The sequence below is a fragment of the Tardiphaga sp. P9-11 genome (assembly GCF_008329525.1).
In the GTDB taxonomy this organism is placed as follows: Bacteria; Pseudomonadota; Alphaproteobacteria; order Rhizobiales; family Xanthobacteraceae; genus Tardiphaga.
In genome coordinates, this window is the sequence record NZ_NPKQ01000001.1 from 1,043,946 (window position 1) to 1,059,264 (window position 15,319).

A 15,319-nucleotide genomic window follows, 5' to 3' on the forward strand; every position below is an offset into this window, starting at 1 on the left:
CCTCCAGTTTTGATGATGTCGCGGTGACTATTTCACCGCGCCGACTTCCTTGAGATATTTCAGCGTGCCGGGGTGATAGGGCGCCGGCGACTGCGCTGGTGTCTGCGTGGCGAGATTGATGTTCTCCGCCTCTTTATGGACGGCGACGAGATCGGGCTTGTTCTCGAAGATCGTCCTGGTGATCGCATAGGCGGTCTCGTCAGACATCTTGTCGGTGGCCATGATCTGGTTCCAGGCGGCGAAGCCCTTGCTGTCGGTGGTCTGGCCGGGATAGCTGCCGGCCTTGATCACGCTCGGCGCAAAGATCTGGCCGTATTTTTTCACGATCGGCTCGAGCAGGTAATCGATGTCGATCAGCTTGATGGTGACACCTGGCGAGGCCGCGAGGTCGACGACGGCTGCGGTCGGCACGCCGCCGCCCCAGAAGAAGGCGTCGATCTTGCGATCCTTCAGCGCGGACGCGGATTCCGCCACCGACAGGCGTTCGCGCTTGACGTCCTTGTCCTTGTCGAGGCCCGCGGCTTCGAGCAGGCGGAAGGTCTGCGCCTCGGTGGCGCTGCCTGGCGCACCGCCGGAAATGCGCTTGCCTTTGAGGTCGGCGAACTTCTCGATGCCGGTGCCGACGATGGTCACCACATGCACCGGGCTGGAATAGACGGCGACGATGGTGAGCAACGGGACGGGCTTCTTGAACTTGTTCTCGCCCTTCACGGCGTCCGATGCGACGTCGCCGGTCATGAAGCCGAGATCGGCCTGGCCGGTCTCCAGCAGCTTGATGTTATCGACGCTGCCGCCGGTGACTTCACCCGTGGCCTGGGTGTGGGGGAGCTTCTTCGACAGCAGGTTCGCGAGCCCGCCGCCGAGCGGATAGAAGATGCCGCCGGTCCCGCCGGTGGCAATCGCGATGGTCTTTTCCTCAGCCGAGGCCGCGCCACTCGCGCAGGCGATGCCGAGCAAGGCAAGGCTGAAAGCCTTGTCGCGCAAAGTCGCGTATTTCAGAGCCTTGTATCCCTGAGCCTTGCATTTCATCGCTTCACTCCCCTGAAGTCGGCGGCGCCGCTTATCTGCGGCGTCCGCTGTCGTGCGATAACTTGACGTTATTCGTTTCTGTCGTTGCTCATGCCGGTACCGATTGCACCCTCGTCCTTGCCTGCCACAGTAGTACGCCGAGGCCGATCACCAGGCCGGGCACGAATGTATAGCTGATGTCGCGACCGATGATCGATTCGATGATTGCCTCGATCAGGCTCGGGAACACCAGCAGTAATCCCGATAGCAGAAGCAGGCCGCGCTCGATCGGTGTATTTTGTCGCAGCGCCCAGTTCTGCGCGACGGCGGCGAGTGCCAGCAATCCCAAAGTGGTCTTGAAGGTGATCTCGACGATATCCACCCACGAGCCGCCCTTCGGAATGTTCAGCAGCAGGCCGACGCCTTGCGGGTCGCAGACAAAGACGAATGGCACCAGGAAGGCCGGCAGCGTGTATTTCCACGATTGCAGCGTGGTCTTGTAGGGATCGCCGCCGGTGATCGCGGCGGCCGCGAAGGGCGACAGCGCAGTCGGTGGCGAGACTTCCGAGAGCACCGCGTAATAGAAGATGAACATGTGTGCGGCGTAGTCGGGCACGCCGAGTTTGATCAGCGCCGGTGCTGCGATCACCGCGCAGATGATGTAGGAGGCGGTCACAGGCACTGCGAGGCCGATAATCCAGACGATCAACGCCGTGTAGATCGCCGTCAGCAGCAGGCTGCCGCCCGCATAGGAAATCACGATCGACGAAAACTTGAGCCCGAGACCAGTGAGCGTCACGACGCCGACCACGATGCCGGCACAGGCGCAGGTCGTGGCGGCGTTGAGCGCGCCGATCGAGCCATCGGCCAGTGCCTTCACCAGTTTCTTCGGCACCAGCGCAGTGTCCTTGCGGAGGAAACTGAGCACGAAGGTGACGCAGGTGGCGTAGAACACGGACAGCGACGGCGAGTAGCCGATGATCATGAAGACGACGACGGCGAGCAGGGAAATGAAGTGGAACCCGTAACGCTTCATCATCACGCCGAGGCTGAGCTCGGGCCTGACATTGACATTGTGGGCGCCGAACCGCTTGGCGTCGATCTCGACCATGATCAGCAGCGACAGATAGTAGAGACAGGTCGGGATGGTCGCCATCCAGATCACGTCGAGATAGCTGATCTTGAGGAATTCGGCGATCAGGAACGCGGCGGCGCCGAGCACCGGCGGCGACAGGATGGCGCCGAGACCACCCGCGGCCAGCAGGCCGCCGGCAGCGTTCTTCTCGAAACCGGCCTTGGCCAGCATCGGGGCGGCGACGGTGCCGATCATCACCGTGGTGGCGACGCCGGAGCCGGAAGGCCCGCCGAGCAGGAACGAGGACAGCACCACGGTGCGGCCCGCGGCGTTCGACTTGTTCCCCATCAACGAGAGCGAGAAATCGATAAAGAACTTTCCGGCGCCGGACATCGACAGGAAGGCGCCGTAGATCGTGAACAATATGATCAGCGTGGCCGACACATCGACCGCGACGCCGAAAATGCCCTCCAGCGTGATGAAAAGATGGCCGACGAGGCGCGGCAGATCGTAGCCGCGATGGGTCCATGGCGCCGGCAGATGCGGGCCGAGCATCGCATAGGCGATGAAGAACACGGACACGACCGGCATGATCAGGCCCGTGGTGCGGCGGGTCGCTTCCAGCAGCAACACGATGAAGACGATGCCGACGAGGACGTCCATATGATCTGGCACGGTGGCGCGGTCGGTGAAATCGTCGCCGCCCCATAGCGCATAGGCGATGGTGGCGATGGCGACGATGCCCGGCACGATATCCCACCAGCGCACGCGGTTGCGGAAGCGCGCCGACACCGGGAATAGCAGGAAGCTCAGGATCAGTGTGAAGGCGACGTGGACATAACGCAGTTCCTGCGTCGGCACGATCGCGTAAGCAGCGTAGAGATGAAACAGGCTCATGACGACGGCGATGCCGGTGGAGATCGTTCCGGCCCAGCCCAGCAGGCGATTTGTTGCGCCTTCATCGGCTTCGATGAAGGCTTCAGCCTTTGCCAATGCCTCATCGGAGACCGCAATGGTCTCATCGCTCGCGTTTGATTTTTGGTCAGCCATGTTTCTTCCCCCGGGATATTTCCCGCAGCCGGCTTGGCCGGCTTTATTATTCTGAGTGCGGCGCATTCATGCCGTTTTACCCGGCTGGCGCAAGGGCTTACCGGTGAAACTTTCGTCGCGGCGAGGGCGTTCGCTACGGGAACGCCGTTGACCGCATGAGGCCCGCGGTTCACTTTCGCAGGGCTGAATGACAGGAATAAAATGAGTATGGGGAAGCGTCTGATAGCGGCCATGACGACTGCGGTCGTCATGTGCAGCGCAGCGGCATGCGCCGAGCCGTCGATCACGCTGCTGACCGGCAATACGTCCGGGATCTATTTTCCGCTCGGCGTCTCGATCGCGATGATCTATGCGGATATTCCCGGCGCGAAAGTTCAGGTGCAGACAACCGATGGTTCGGTCGAGAACCTCTCGCGGCTGCAGCAAGGTACCGGGCAGGTGGCTCTTGCGCTTGGCGATGCTCTGAAGGCCGCCTGGACCGGCAATGCCACGGCGGGCTTCGACGGCAAGCAGGATCGGCTGCGGGTGATCGGCGCGCTCTATCCGAATTACATCCAGATCGTTGCCACCAAGGCTAGTGGCATCAGGACGCTGAACGGTCTCAGGGGCCGAAGCCTCTCGGTCGGCGAGCGGAGATCGGGCACCGAGCTGAACGCCCGCGCCATTCTGGGCGCGGCCGGGCTGCGCTACGAGAATCTCGGCGAGATCAGATACATCTCCTTCTCCGAATCCACCACGATGATGATCGAGAAGAAGCTCGATGCCACGCTGCAGTCTGCGGGTCTCAGCGTGACATCGATCAAGGAGCTCAGCGAGGCCACGGATATCGTCATCGTGCCGGTGCCGCCCGCGATGGTCAGAAAGATCGGCGCGCCCTACAAGCCGGACGCCATTCCGGCCCGGACCTATGTCAGCCAGAACAGACCCGTGCCTACCGCATCGGTGATGAATTATCTGGTCACGAGCAGCGCGGTGTCCGACGACCTCGTCTATCAGATGACGAAGCGGCTGTTCGATGGGCTTGACGAACTCGCCGTTGCCCACCGCGCGGGCCACGAGATCAAGCTCGCCAACGCTGTGAGCAAGAGCCCGGTGCCCCTGCATCCCGGCGCGTTGCGCTACTATCGGGAGCGGGGTCTGATCAGGTAGAGTGCTCCCGCGGGCTTGCTGGGGCTTTTATGGGTCATCCGTTTCGGACGTTGGTTCTGTGCGCTGCTATTGCGGCAACATCGCTGTCCCATGCGGCTGCCCGCGCGCAGGGCGCGGCGGAGGCCGCTGCCACCTGTGCGAATGACGATGCCCAGCCGCCTGAACAGATGCTCGGCATCTGCGGCCTGGTGATCGGCTCGACGGCGGCATTGCCGGACCGCCTTCATGCCCTGATTGTGCGTGCCGGGTTGCAACTCAGGCTGGACCAGGTCGATCTCGCCGTTGCGGATGGCGATCTGGCGGTTCAGCTAGATCCGCTCTCGGCCGCAGCGCTCGAGGCGCGCGGCAAGGCGCTCGCAGCCGGCAAGAAGTTCGACCGTGCACTCGATGACTTCGATCGCGCGATCAGACTGCGGCCGAACGAGGCTCGATTGTTTGCAAGCCGCGCCGCGACTTTCGCATCTATGCATGAAAATCGATTGGCGGTTCGCGATTACAATGAAGCGGTCCGGCTCGATCCGACGCGGGTGCAGGGCCTGATCGATCGCGCCGCGGCCTATACCAAGGTCAAGCGTTTCGATCTGGTGATCGACGACCAAAGCAACATCATTCGCCTCGAGCCGACTGCGGAACATTACGATGCGCGCGGGCAATCCTATGCGCGCAACAATGCCTATGCCCGTGCGGTTGCGGATTTCGACGAGGCGATCAGGCGGGAGCCGAAGGCCAGCTATTTCATGAACCGCGCCAACTCCTTCAGCCTCAGCGGCGCATATGATCGCGCCATCGCCGACTACAATATCGCCGTGCAGCTTCAGCCCGATCTGGCGATGGCCTACAACAATCGCGGCGTCGCCTGGCGCGACAAGGGCGATACGATGCGCGCGCTCGCGGATTTCGAGGCGGCGGTTCGAATCGATCCGACGCTCGATATCGCGATCCGGCATCGGCAGCAGCTGGGCCGGACAGCCGTCGCCGTGCGCAAGCCAGCGATCGGCTTGCATCCGTCGACCGATGCCAGCGTTCGGTAGGTGCGGGCATGAGATCTGGTGTCCGAAATCCCACACGATTTACGCGCCATCATGTGTTGGTCGTCGCTTTGTGGGGAGCGCTTCAGCACGGTGCACTGGCCGCCGGTGACACGCCGCCGCCCGAGCCACAGCCCGATCCAGCGCCATGCATGTCGGCGATCTCCGCAAATGACGACGATGCCGTGCTCGACAAATGCACGGTTCTGATCAGGCACGACAAGACGCTCGCATCGGATCGTCTCAAGGCACTCGTCGCGCGCGCCCGCATCCATGAGCGCAAGGATCAGGCCGATCGTGCCATCGCGGATTACGACGCCGCAATCAGACTGGATGCCACGCAGGCGGCGCTGTTCAATGCGCGGGGTGAACTCTGGCGCAAGAAAGGCGATCGCCCGCGCGCGATTCGGGATTTCGGCGCGGCGATCAAGCTCGATCCGCAACTCGAAGCGGCGCGCGCGAATTACAAGGCGCTGGCGCAGGAGATCGAACGGATCGGCGTCGAGATGTCAGTCAAACCACAACCAAAGGCGCCCTTGAAATAGCCTGTCATCCCGTGACAATGACGAAACAATGAACCTTGGCGGCACAGCCGGGGCGGGAGAGACGCCAATGACAAATCTCAATTCCAGCCGCTATCATGAGGTTCACGCGCAGTCGCTCGCGGACCCCGAGGGTTTCTGGGGTGAGGCCGCCAGGGATATCGACTGGATCGAGCCGGCGACAAAAGTGTTCGATCCCTCGATGGGCCTCTATGGTCGCTGGTTCGTCGGCGGTGTGCTGAATACCTGCTACAACGCGCTGGATCGCCACGTTGCCGGCGGTCGGGCCGATCAGGTCGCGCTGATTCACGATTCCCCGCTGGCAAATTCTTCCGGACGTAGCAGCGTCACCAAATTTACCTATGCGCAAATGCTGCATGAAGTGCAGATGCTCGGCGCCGTGATGCAGGATCATGGCGTCGGCAAGGGCGATCGCGTCATTCTGTATATGCCGATGGTGCCGGAAGCCATGATCGCAATGCTTGCCTGCGCACGGATCGGCGCGGTGCATTCGGTAGTGTTCGGCGGCTTTGCTGCAAAAGAACTCGCGACCCGCATCGAGGACGCCAAGCCGAAGCTGATCTTCTCGGCGAGCTGCGGGCTCGAGCCCGGCCGCATCGTGCAGTACAAGCCGCTGCTCGATGAAGCGATCAATCTCTCCGGCGTGAAACCGGATGCCTGCATCATTCTTCAACGTCCGCCGCACGGCTGCGGTCTTGTTGCCGGGCGCGATCACGATTGGGCGGAGCTGCGCAGCAAGGCGATCGCGGCGAAGAAAGCTGCAGCTTGCGTCCCGGTGCTGGCGACCGATCCGCTGTACATTCTCTATACGTCGGGCACGACCGGAAAACCGAAGGGTGTGGTGCGCGACAATGGCGGCCATGCGGTCGCGCTCAAGTGGTCGATGTACAATCTCTACGGCATCACGCCCGGCGAGGTCTTCTGGTGCGGATCCGATATCGGCTGGGTGGTCGGTCACAGCTACATCATTTACGCCCCGCTGTTTCATGGCGCGACCTCGATCATGTATGAAGGCAAGCCGATCGGTACGCCCGATGCCGGCGCGTTCTGGCGCGTGATCGCCGAGCACAAGGCGGTGGCGCTGTTCACCGCGCCGACAGCGTTTCGCGCCATTCGCAAGGAAGATCCGGACGGCTCGTTCATCCGAAAATACGACCTGTCGAAATTCCGCACGCTGTTTTTGGCCGGCGAACGCGCCGATCCGCCGACGGTGGACTGGGCCGAGAAGCAGTTGAAGGTGCCGGTCATCGATCACTGGTGGCAGACCGAGACCGGCTGGTGCATCGCCGGCAATCCGGTGGGCCTCGGTCAGCTTCCGGTGAAGCACGGCTCTCCGACGGTGCCGATGCCCGGTTACAAGGTCGAGGTGGTCGACGAGGCCGCGAAGCCGCTACCCGCCGGCACCATGGGCTCCATTGTCATCAAGCTGCCGATGCCGCCGGCCTGTCTGCCGACGTTGTGGGAGCAGGATGAGCGCTGCAAGGAAGCCTATTTCAACGAATTCCCCGGCTACTACAAAACCTCTGACGCCGGTTATCTCGACGAGGACGGCTATGTCTATGTGATGGGTCGCACCGACGACATCATCAACGTCGCCGGCCATCGGCTCTCGACCGGCGGCATGGAGGAGATTTTGGCATCGCATCCCGATGTTGCCGAATGTGCCGTGCTGGGCATCAAGGATACGATCAAGGGCGAGGTGCCATGCGGCTTCCTGGTGCTGAAGGCGGGTGTGGAACGGCCGGTGGCCGAAATCGAGAAAGAGGTCGTCGCTCTGGTGCGCGAGAAGCTCGGTCCCGTAGCGGCGTTCAAGCTCGCCATTGCCGTTGGTCGCCTGCCGAAGACGCGGTCCGGCAAGATTTTGCGCGGCACCATCAAGAAGATCGCCGATGGCGAGGATTGGGCGATGCCGGCGACCATCGAGGACCCCAAGGTGCTCGACGAAATCGGTACGGCATTGAAGGGCAGGGTGTAAGCGCACCTTACAAATCCCGCATTTCGCGCTAAACACGGCGTCACTCATGTGACAGGAACCATGTATGCGACTGACTTCGACATCCCTCATCGCGCTGACGCTGGCAGCGACATTGCTGGGCGCCTGCGCGCGCCGCACTGACGTCCCGATCTCAAGCCTCGGCGATGATGACGACGCGATCTGCCGCGCCAATGGTGTCGTCGTCGGCTCGCCGCAATATGCGAGCTGCCGCAAGGATCGCGATGTTCAGCGCAGCAACTCCATTCAGCGCGCCGATCGTGCACAGCGCAATCTCGGTGAGTACATGCTGAACAATCCGAACCGGCCGTAACACCGGCGGATTGATATTCCGCAAGACTGTGTCACCCAAAAGCAACGACCGTACAGCGAGATGTCTCGCGGCCGTCTGCTTTTGATTGAGATCAACGTGTGAGCGCCGCAGCAGGCGTCTTTCGGATGGGATCGGGTGAGATCGTTCACCCCGAACGAATCGAGAGACAGGGCGCTTCGCGATGAAGAGAATTCTGACGACCGTGTCGTTGCTGATGGCGGCAACGGCGATGACGAGCATAGCGACGACGGCGGGCGCCGCCGATCTTCCGGCGAAGGCGTATTACAAAGCGCCCGTCGTTGAGGCGTGGAATCCCTGGATGATCCGCCTGCGCGTACTCGGCGTCATTCCGGAGAATGGCGGTTCGGTCAACCAGGTGCCGGGTTCCAGCCTGAAGACGTCGGACCAGGTCGTGCCCGAACTCGATATCTCCTACTTCTTCACGCCGAACATCGCGGCGGAACTGGTCCTCGGCGTCACCAAGCATCACATCACCGGCGATGGCACGATTGCCGGCCTCGATGTCGGCAAGGCCTGGCTGCTGCCGCCGACGCTGACGCTGCAGTATCACTTCACTGAACTTGGCGCGTTCAAGCCCTATATCGGTGCTGGCGTGAACTACACCTGGTTCTTCAGCCAGTCGGCCGGCAATACGCCGAACGGTGCCGGTGTCTCCGTCATCAATAGCCATCTGAAGGACTCTGCCGCGCCTGTCGTGCAGTTCGGTTTCGACTACATGATCGACAGGTATTGGGGCTGGAATGTCGACGTGAAGAAGCTGTGGCTGCGTCCGGATTGGCAAGGCACGCTGGCCGGTGGCACGCCGGTCACCGGCAAGGTCACGCTCGATCCGTGGCTGATCGGCACCGGCATCACCTACAAGTTCTGATCTTTCCGATCTCTCGCTGCGTGACTGAAGGGCCGATGTCTGTCGGCCCTTCTTTTTCGTGGTTTTGCCGTAGAGCTGTTGCTTTACGCACCCGCATCCTGTTGGGTGCGCGGCTCCACATCCTCGCATCATCAGGACAACGTCATGGACATCAAGGTCAGGGATTCAAACGGCGCGCTGCTCGCCGAGGGCGACACCGTCACGCTGATCAAGGACCTCAAGCTGAAAGGCTCGTCCACCGTGCTCAAGCGCGGCACCGTGATCAAGAACATCCATCTGACCGACAATGAAGATGAGATCGAAGGCCGCACCGACAAGGTCAAGGGCCTGGTGCTGCGCACGGAGTTTCTGAAGAAGGCGTGAGGACTACTCCTGATCTTTCCGATCGTCGTATCGCTCGCGGAACGTCGAGAGCCGCGACAGAAATGCCAGCATCAGTCCGATGCCTGATATCGAGAATAGCATCGTGAAGATTTTCGCGATGGCCGTGGTCGGTGACAGGGTGGCATCGCCGACGGTGGTCAGCGCCATCGCGCTGAAATAGGCGGCGTCGATCCACTGCCAGCCTTCCACGGCGTGAAAGAACACGGCGCCGCCGGTCATGGCGATGGCCAGCAGAAACAGGATCGCGCGAAATTCCGGATCGCGCAGGCCGCGGCGGAAGCCGGCCAGCAATCGCACCAGACCGAGCCAGAGAGTTGCCATCGTCGATGCTCCATGCGTTGCCGTTCATGCACGATGTCGCAGGATTCGATGGCGTTTGGAAAGTGAAGATTATGCGTCGGTCGCGGCCATGAACCTCGCGTTACCCCTGCAGCACCAAGGGTGACACCGCTCAGGCGGGACCCTTACGAATCAGCGGAGTACATAATGGCGAACGAGTTCAGGTTTGAAGACTATACGGATGCGATGACGTTCAAGCCTGTCACGGACAAGACGATCAAGGCTTTTGCGGCACGGCAGGGCATCGAATTCTCGCCCGATTACACTGCCTTTCTCAAGACGCATAACGGCTTCTATTTCGATCTCAATCGCGCGAAACCCCTTGCTGAGGGCGTGGAGACATTTGATTCAATCCGCTATCTGCACGGCCTCGATACCGGCTTCGAATATAACGACATAGGGGTATTCCTGGCCAAAGCTGATCTCTGGCACCAGGCGTTTCGTGCGTTCTGCTATCCGGTGGCGGAAAGCCACGGCGGCAATCCGGTCGTCGAGATATTCGAGGGCAAGGCGAAGGGCAGGATCTATTTTGTCGATCACGAAGTCATTCCGGAGATCGACGAGCTTGCCGACGCCGGCGTCGATTTGCAGAATGCCGACGACGTCCTTGCCTACATGATCCATCAGCAGGGCTGCTTCATCGAAGTCGCGACGTCGTTTTCGGATTTCCTCGCCAAGCTTGTGGTCTATGACGATGATGGCAGTATCAATGTCGGCATCCGCCGCCCGCTGGCGTGAGCGGGCGGCGCATAACCTGAAATAAAAAAACGCGGCGAGATGAACCGCCGCGTTTTTTTATTCTGTGAGGATCACCGCGCGTCTATGTGCAGCGCAGGCGTCTATTCTTCCTCGTCGTCCTGCTTCTTGCCGCCGCCGATACCCTTCAGCTTGGCGAACACGGCGTCGACATTGAGGTCGCCGCTGCCGCCTTCGGCGGTTTCGAACTCGTCCTTGCGGGTGGTTTCCGAAGCCGGCAGCAGGGTCGCGCCGCCGTAGGCGTGATCGGTCGGCTTTTCCTTGGCGGCGCGCTGCACTTCGAAATCGAGTTCGATCTGCGAGCACAGGCCGAGGGTTACCGGGTCCATCGGGGTCAGGGTCGAGGCATTCCAGTGGGTGCGGTCGCGGATCGAGGCGATCGTGGTCTTGGTGGTGCCAACCAGACGCATGATCTGGCTGTCCTTCAGTTCGGCATGGTTGCGGACCAGCCACAGGATCGCGCTCGGGCGCTCATGGCGGCGCGATACCGGGGTGTAGCGCGGGCCCTTCTTTTTGGCGGCCGGCGGCAGGATCACCTTGCTCTCTTCGAGCTTGAGCCGGTAATTCTTGTCCTGCTCGCCCTTTTCGATCTCGTCGCGGGTCAATTGCCCGTTGGAAATCGGATCCATGCCCTTGATGCCCTGAGCGGCGTCGCCGTCGGCAATGGCGCGGATCTCGAGCGGGTGCATCTTGGTGAAATCGGCGACCTGATCGAAGGTCAGCGCCGTATTGTCGACCAGCCACACGGCCGTCGCCTTTGGCATCAGCGGGGCATTGCTCATGGCACATCTCCTTTGCGCTTCGCCCACCTCTTTGGGAGGCGAAGCCGTCTGGTCATCGGTGATGACGGGAATTAAGCCTCTATATAAGCTGTCCGGGGGCAACCGCGCAATGCCCGGCAGTTCGGCCTTGACAGCGCCGCAAACCGGCCCCAAGTCCTTATTCAAACAAGCCCTTTGGCTGATTTTTGCCAATCTGACCAATCGCACCTGCCATTTTGGTGCCTAGGCCCCTGGATCGCCCCGATATGACGACCAAACCGTCCCTGAAAATCGTTCTTTGTTCGCCACGCGGCTTCTGCGCAGGCGTCGTCCGGGCGATCGATACGGTCGAACGCGCACTCGCCATCCATGGCGCGCCTGTCTATGTCCGGCACGAAATCGTCCATAACAAGTATGTGGTGGACAGCCTCAAGACCAAGGGCGCGATCTTCGTCGAGGAACTGGCCGAAATTCCGGACAATACCTCTGCGCCGGTAGTATTTTCCGCTCATGGCGTGCCGAAATCGGTTCCGGCCGACGCAAAGGAGCGCAATTTCTTCTCGCTGGACGCGACCTGCCCGCTGGTGACCAAGGTCCACCGCGAAGCCGCCATCCACTTCAAGCGCGGTCGCGAAATCCTGCTGATCGGGCATTCGCATCACCCGGAAGTGGTCGGCACCGTCGGCCAGTTGCCCCCCGGCGCTGTCCAACTCATCGAGACTGCGGAAGACGCCCAGACCTTCCAGCCGAAGGATCCAAACAACCTTGCTTTCGTGACCCAGACGACGTTGTCGATCGACGACACCGCCGAGATCGTCGAAGTGCTGAAGAGCCGCTTCCCCACGATCAATGGGCCGCACAAGGAAGACATCTGCTACGCCACCACCAACCGCCAGCTTGCCGTGAAGAAGGTGGCGCCGGTGGTCGATGCGCTGATCGTGGTCGGTGCGCCGAACTCGTCGAACTCGCAGCGTCTGCGCGAAGTGGCCGAACGCGAGGGCTGCAAGGTTTCGGTGCTGGCGCAGCGCGCCAGCGATCTCGACTGGAGCATGTTCAAGGGGATCACGAGCCTCGGCATCACCGCGGGCGCCTCGGCGCCGGAAGTGATCGTCGAAGAGATCATGGATGCCTTCGCGCAGCGTTATGAGCTGCATGTAGAGACGGTTTCGGCCGCTGAAGAAAACGAATTCTTCCCGCTGCCGCGCTCACTGCGTCCCGAGGCCGCGGCGTAACCGCGATGGCGGTCTATACCGATGTCGCCGCCGATGATCTCGCGGACTTCCTGAAAAGCTACGATGTCGGCGAATTGCTCTCCTACAAGGGCATCGCCGAAGGCGTCGAGAATTCCAACTTCCTGCTGCACACCTCCAAGGGCGCCTACATCCTCACGCTTTATGAGAAGCGCGTGGCGGCGGACGACCTGCCGTACTTCCTGGGCCTGATGGCGCATCTCTGCGCGCGCGGCGTGAACTGCCCGCAGCCGCAGAAGAATCGCGACGGCGCGGTCTACGCATCGCTCGCCGGTCGGCCCGCCGCGATCATCAACTTCCTCGAAGGTATGTGGCCGCGCCGTCCCAACGCGATGCATTGCGCCGGTGTCGGCGAAGCGTTGGCGAGGATGCATGTCGCCGGGCGCGATTTCCCGTTGGTGCGCGAGAACAACCTGTCGGTCGATGGCTGGCGCGGTTTGCTCGACCTCGCGGCACCGCGGGCCGATACGGTTCAGCCCGGCCTGCGTGATTTTCTGCAGACCGAGCTCGATTATCTTGCGGCACATTGGCCGAGCGATCTGCCGGACGGCGTGATCCATGCCGACCTGTTTCCGGACAACGTGTTCTTTCTCGGCGACAAGCTCTCCGGTCTGATCGACTTCCCGTTCGCCTGCAACGATATGCTGGCCTACGACGTGGCGATCTGCCTGAACGCCTGGTGCTTCGAGCCGGACCTGTCGTTCAATGCCACCAAGGCGCGCGCTTTCCTCAATGCCTATGAAGCGGTGCGTCCGTTGACCGCTGCCGAGCGTGCGGCGTTTCCGCTGCTGGCGCGCGGTGCATCGATCCGCTTCCTGCTGACGCGGCTGGTGGATTTCCTCAACGTGCCGGAAGGCGCCTTCGTGAAGCCGAAGGATCCGGTCGAGTATGTCCGCAAGCTGCGCTTCCACCAGTCGGTGACGTCGATGGCCGATTACGGTGTCGAAGCGGCGAGGCAGCCCGCGTGACCGCTGCGACGCCTGTGACGATCTATACGGACGGCGCCTGCTCGGGAAATCCCGGCCCCGGCGGCTGGGGCGCGATCCTTCGTTTCGGCGACGCCGAAAAGGAATTGAAGGGCGGCGAGGCGCATACCACCAACAACCGCATGGAGTTGATGGCGGCGATCTCGGCGCTGGAAGCGTTGAAGAAGCCGTGCTCGGTCGATTTGCACACCGACAGCCAGTATCTGCGCAACGGCATCATGAGCTGGATTCACGGCTGGAAGAAAAACGGCTGGAAGACGTCGGACAAGAAGCCGGTGAAGAATGTCGACCTGTGGCAGCGCCTCGATGATGCGCTGAAGACGCATGATATCCGCTGGCACTGGGTCAAGGGCCACGCCGGCCACGCCGAGAACGAGCGCGCGGATCAGCTGTCGCGCGACGGTCTGGCGGAGAACCGGAATAAGAAGTGAGTTGGCGCGCTGATGCGCTCCTGGACTCTAGCTGTCATCACCCGCGAAAACGGGCGATCCAGTAAACGCCCACATTCGCGATGATCACTGGCGCCAGTGTCTACTGGTCGCCCGGTCAAGCCGGGCGACGACAGTACGTGTTTTCGGAGCCTTAGCTCAGAGCTGACCCAGCAGCGTGTCGCCGCCAGAGACTTCGACCTTGCCCGGTGCCGGCTCGAGGTTGAGCTTGGTCACCTTGCCGTCTTCCACCAGCATCGAATAACGATGCGAGCGGATGCCGAGACCGTTGCCCGATGCGTCGAGCTCCATGCCGATGGCCTTGGTGAAGTCGGCATTGCCGTCGGCGAGGAACACCGCTTCATCGCGCAGATCGGTATCCTTCTTCCAGGCGTTCATCACGAACACATCGTTGACGGAGATGATCGCGATGGTGTCGACGCCCTTGTCCTTGATGGCATAGGCGTTGAGGAAGATGCTCGGCAGATGCATCTTGTGGCAGGTGCCGGTATAGGCGCCGGGCACCGCGAACAGCGCCACTTTCTTGCCCTTGAAGACGTCGTCGGTGGTCTTCACGGCCGGACCTTCTGCGGTCATGACACGGAGCTTGGCTTCGGGCAGCTTGTCGCCAACTTGAATGGTCATCGTCGGTCTCTCCTGAAATGCGGGTGAGTGTGTTTAGACCGGCCGCATGACGCGCACAATATTAGGTGCTGCGCAAAGCTTGGTCTGCCGCAACAATCACGATGACGTTAGCCGCCGAAGCCACCGGCATCGAGAAAGGCCTGTTCCTCCGGCGTGGTGCTGCGCCCCAACACCCGGTTACGATGCGGGAAGCGGCCGAAGCGTCGGATGATGTCGGCGTGTTCGTCGGCAAATTTCAGGTTGTCGGCCTCGCCGGTGGCGCGAAACAGCGCGCAGCAGTGCTCCTGATCGGCAAGGTCTTCCGAATGCATCAGTGGCATATAAACGAACTGCCGCATCTGCTGTTCAACCCGTTGATCGACACCGAGCGCGACGGCCCTGACCGAGAGGTCGCGGGCGAGGCGATCGCTGGAAAAGGCCCGCGGGTCGTTGCGGAACATGTTGCGGGGAAACTGGTCGAGCACGAGGATCAAAGCGAGCGTGCCGTCGTCACTGGCCTCCCATGACGCGAGTCCGCCCGCGACAGCTTCGTCCCACAGCGTACGGAAGCGTCGGGTGACTTCGGCATCGAAATCATCGTTCTTGGCGTACCAGCGGTCCCAGCCGGCGTCTTTCCAGAAGTTCAGGATATCAGTCGGCGTGGTGCCGGACGCAGCGTCGTTCATTCCGGATCGGTCTCGCAATTGTCAGAGGGTGGGCAGG

General features: G+C 61.6%; 17 protein-coding genes. 11 read left to right on the plus strand and 6 right to left on the minus strand.

Going from position 1 to position 15,319, the window contains the following annotated elements; translation table 11 throughout:
- Nucleotides 1-27: 27 nt before the first annotated feature.
- A complete protein-coding gene (locus tag CIW50_RS04790) occupies nt 28-1,029 on the minus strand; it encodes a TAXI family TRAP transporter solute-binding subunit (RefSeq protein ID WP_149530069.1) in 1,002 nt (333 codons plus the stop codon).
- A gap of 88 nt (nt 1,030-1,117) precedes the next feature.
- Nucleotides 1,118-3,133 (minus strand): TRAP transporter permease, encoded by a 2,016-nt coding sequence (locus CIW50_RS04795; RefSeq protein WP_149530070.1) that lies wholly within the window; start codon nt 3,131-3,133, stop codon nt 1,118-1,120.
- Between the two features lie 207 nt (nt 3,134-3,340).
- On the opposite strand from CIW50_RS04795, the gene CIW50_RS04800 reads away from it, so the two are divergent.
- From CIW50_RS04800 to CIW50_RS04830, 7 genes are all read left to right on the plus strand, one after another.
- Complete coding sequence (locus CIW50_RS04800) at nt 3,341-4,282, plus strand: TAXI family TRAP transporter solute-binding subunit (protein WP_149530071.1); 942 nt, start codon at nt 3,341-3,343, stop codon at nt 4,280-4,282.
- A gap of 29 nt (nt 4,283-4,311) precedes the next feature.
- Complete coding sequence (locus tag CIW50_RS04805; RefSeq protein ID WP_149530072.1) at nt 4,312-5,313, plus strand: tetratricopeptide repeat protein; 1,002 nt, start codon at nt 4,312-4,314, stop codon at nt 5,311-5,313.
- Nucleotides 5,314-5,321: 8 nt separating this feature from the next.
- A complete protein-coding gene (locus CIW50_RS04810) occupies nt 5,322-5,855 on the plus strand; it encodes a tetratricopeptide repeat protein (protein WP_149530073.1) in 534 nt (177 codons plus the stop codon).
- Nucleotides 5,856-5,922: 67 nt separating this feature from the next.
- Nucleotides 5,923-7,848 carry a propionyl-CoA synthetase gene (locus CIW50_RS04815; protein ID WP_149530074.1) on the plus strand — a complete coding sequence of 642 codons (1,926 nt, stop codon included), beginning with the start codon at nt 5,923-5,925 and terminating at the stop codon, nt 7,846-7,848.
- 64 nt (nt 7,849-7,912) lie between these two features.
- Nucleotides 7,913-8,179, plus strand: a complete 267-nt coding sequence (locus CIW50_RS04820) for a hypothetical protein (protein WP_149530075.1) — start codon at nt 7,913-7,915, stop codon at nt 8,177-8,179.
- A 181-nt stretch (nt 8,180-8,360) separates the two neighbouring features.
- Nucleotides 8,361-9,068: an OmpW/AlkL family protein gene (locus CIW50_RS04825; protein ID WP_149530076.1), complete on the plus strand. Its 708-nt coding sequence runs from the start codon at nt 8,361-8,363 to the stop codon at nt 9,066-9,068.
- Nucleotides 9,069-9,212: 144 nt separating this feature from the next.
- The gene (locus CIW50_RS04830) at nt 9,213-9,431 is read left to right on the plus strand and encodes an alkylphosphonate utilization protein (protein WP_011665834.1); all 219 of its coding nucleotides are present in this window, start codon (nt 9,213-9,215) and stop codon (nt 9,429-9,431) included.
- Between the two features lie 3 nt (nt 9,432-9,434).
- Here the strand turns inward: CIW50_RS04830 and CIW50_RS04835 are convergent, their stop codons facing one another.
- On the minus strand, nt 9,435-9,773 hold the full coding sequence (locus CIW50_RS04835; RefSeq protein WP_149530077.1) for a potassium channel family protein: 339 nt from the start codon (nt 9,771-9,773) through the stop codon (nt 9,435-9,437).
- A gap of 165 nt (nt 9,774-9,938) precedes the next feature.
- On the opposite strand from CIW50_RS04835, the gene CIW50_RS04840 reads away from it, so the two are divergent.
- On the plus strand, nt 9,939-10,529 hold the full coding sequence (locus CIW50_RS04840; RefSeq protein WP_149530078.1) for an SMI1/KNR4 family protein: 591 nt from the start codon (nt 9,939-9,941) through the stop codon (nt 10,527-10,529).
- Nucleotides 10,530-10,630: 101 nt separating this feature from the next.
- Here the strand turns inward: CIW50_RS04840 and CIW50_RS04845 are convergent, their stop codons facing one another.
- Complete coding sequence (locus tag CIW50_RS04845) at nt 10,631-11,329, minus strand: DUF1013 domain-containing protein (protein WP_149530079.1); 699 nt, start codon at nt 11,327-11,329, stop codon at nt 10,631-10,633.
- Between the two features lie 245 nt (nt 11,330-11,574).
- Here CIW50_RS04845 and ispH point away from each other — a divergent pair, with 245 nt between their 5' ends.
- The 3 genes from ispH to rnhA are packed head-to-tail and all read left to right on the plus strand — an operon-like array spanning nt 11,575 to nt 13,975.
- Nucleotides 11,575-12,540: a 4-hydroxy-3-methylbut-2-enyl diphosphate reductase gene (gene ispH, locus CIW50_RS04850; RefSeq protein ID WP_149530080.1), complete on the plus strand. Its 966-nt coding sequence runs from the start codon at nt 11,575-11,577 to the stop codon at nt 12,538-12,540.
- A 5-nt stretch (nt 12,541-12,545) separates the two neighbouring features.
- Nucleotides 12,546-13,526: a homoserine kinase gene (locus CIW50_RS04855; protein WP_149530081.1), complete on the plus strand. Its 981-nt coding sequence runs from the start codon at nt 12,546-12,548 to the stop codon at nt 13,524-13,526.
- Entirely contained in the window at nt 13,523-13,975 is a 453-nt protein-coding gene (gene rnhA, locus CIW50_RS04860; protein WP_149530082.1) for a ribonuclease HI, read from the plus strand. The genes CIW50_RS04855 and rnhA overlap by 4 nt, the downstream gene beginning before the upstream one ends.
- A gap of 156 nt (nt 13,976-14,131) precedes the next feature.
- On the opposite strand, the gene CIW50_RS04865 is transcribed toward rnhA, so the two are convergent.
- Both CIW50_RS04865 and CIW50_RS04870 read right to left on the minus strand, forming a co-directional pair.
- Nucleotides 14,132-14,617 carry a peroxiredoxin gene (locus CIW50_RS04865; RefSeq protein ID WP_149530083.1) on the minus strand — a complete coding sequence of 162 codons (486 nt, stop codon included), beginning with the start codon at nt 14,615-14,617 and terminating at the stop codon, nt 14,132-14,134.
- Between the two features lie 107 nt (nt 14,618-14,724).
- Nucleotides 14,725-15,282 carry a DUF924 family protein gene (locus CIW50_RS04870; protein ID WP_149530084.1) on the minus strand — a complete coding sequence of 186 codons (558 nt, stop codon included), beginning with the start codon at nt 15,280-15,282 and terminating at the stop codon, nt 14,725-14,727.
- Between the last annotated feature and the right edge of the window lie 37 nt (nt 15,283-15,319).

What these genes read in the sequence shown, in the direction of transcription:
- CIW50_RS04790 (WP_149530069.1), bottom strand. Translation starts at nt 1,029, where the DNA reads ATGAAATGCAAGGCTCAGGGATACAAGGCTCTGAAATACGCGACTTTG.
- CIW50_RS04795 (WP_149530070.1), bottom strand. Translation starts at nt 3,133, where the DNA reads ATGGCTGACCAAAAATCAAACGCGAGCGATGAGACCATTGCGGTCTCC.
- CIW50_RS04800 (WP_149530071.1), top strand. Translation starts at nt 3,341, where the DNA reads ATGGGGAAGCGTCTGATAGCGGCCATGACGACTGCGGTCGTCATGTGC.
- CIW50_RS04805 (WP_149530072.1), top strand. Translation starts at nt 4,312, where the DNA reads ATGGGTCATCCGTTTCGGACGTTGGTTCTGTGCGCTGCTATTGCGGCA.
- CIW50_RS04810 (WP_149530073.1), top strand. Translation starts at nt 5,322, where the DNA reads ATGAGATCTGGTGTCCGAAATCCCACACGATTTACGCGCCATCATGTG.
- CIW50_RS04815 (WP_149530074.1), top strand. Translation starts at nt 5,923, where the DNA reads ATGACAAATCTCAATTCCAGCCGCTATCATGAGGTTCACGCGCAGTCG.
- CIW50_RS04820 (WP_149530075.1), top strand. Translation starts at nt 7,913, where the DNA reads ATGCGACTGACTTCGACATCCCTCATCGCGCTGACGCTGGCAGCGACA.
- CIW50_RS04825 (WP_149530076.1), top strand. Translation starts at nt 8,361, where the DNA reads ATGAAGAGAATTCTGACGACCGTGTCGTTGCTGATGGCGGCAACGGCG.
- CIW50_RS04830 (WP_011665834.1), top strand. Translation starts at nt 9,213, where the DNA reads ATGGACATCAAGGTCAGGGATTCAAACGGCGCGCTGCTCGCCGAGGGC.
- CIW50_RS04835 (WP_149530077.1), bottom strand. Translation starts at nt 9,773, where the DNA reads ATGGCAACTCTCTGGCTCGGTCTGGTGCGATTGCTGGCCGGCTTCCGC.
- CIW50_RS04840 (WP_149530078.1), top strand. Translation starts at nt 9,939, where the DNA reads ATGGCGAACGAGTTCAGGTTTGAAGACTATACGGATGCGATGACGTTC.
- CIW50_RS04845 (WP_149530079.1), bottom strand. Translation starts at nt 11,329, where the DNA reads ATGAGCAATGCCCCGCTGATGCCAAAGGCGACGGCCGTGTGGCTGGTC.
- ispH (WP_149530080.1), top strand. Translation starts at nt 11,575, where the DNA reads ATGACGACCAAACCGTCCCTGAAAATCGTTCTTTGTTCGCCACGCGGC.
- CIW50_RS04855 (WP_149530081.1), top strand. Translation starts at nt 12,546, where the DNA reads ATGGCGGTCTATACCGATGTCGCCGCCGATGATCTCGCGGACTTCCTG.
- CIW50_RS04865 (WP_149530083.1), bottom strand. Translation starts at nt 14,617, where the DNA reads ATGACCATTCAAGTTGGCGACAAGCTGCCCGAAGCCAAGCTCCGTGTC.
- CIW50_RS04870 (WP_149530084.1), bottom strand. Translation starts at nt 15,282, where the DNA reads ATGAACGACGCTGCGTCCGGCACCACGCCGACTGATATCCTGAACTTC.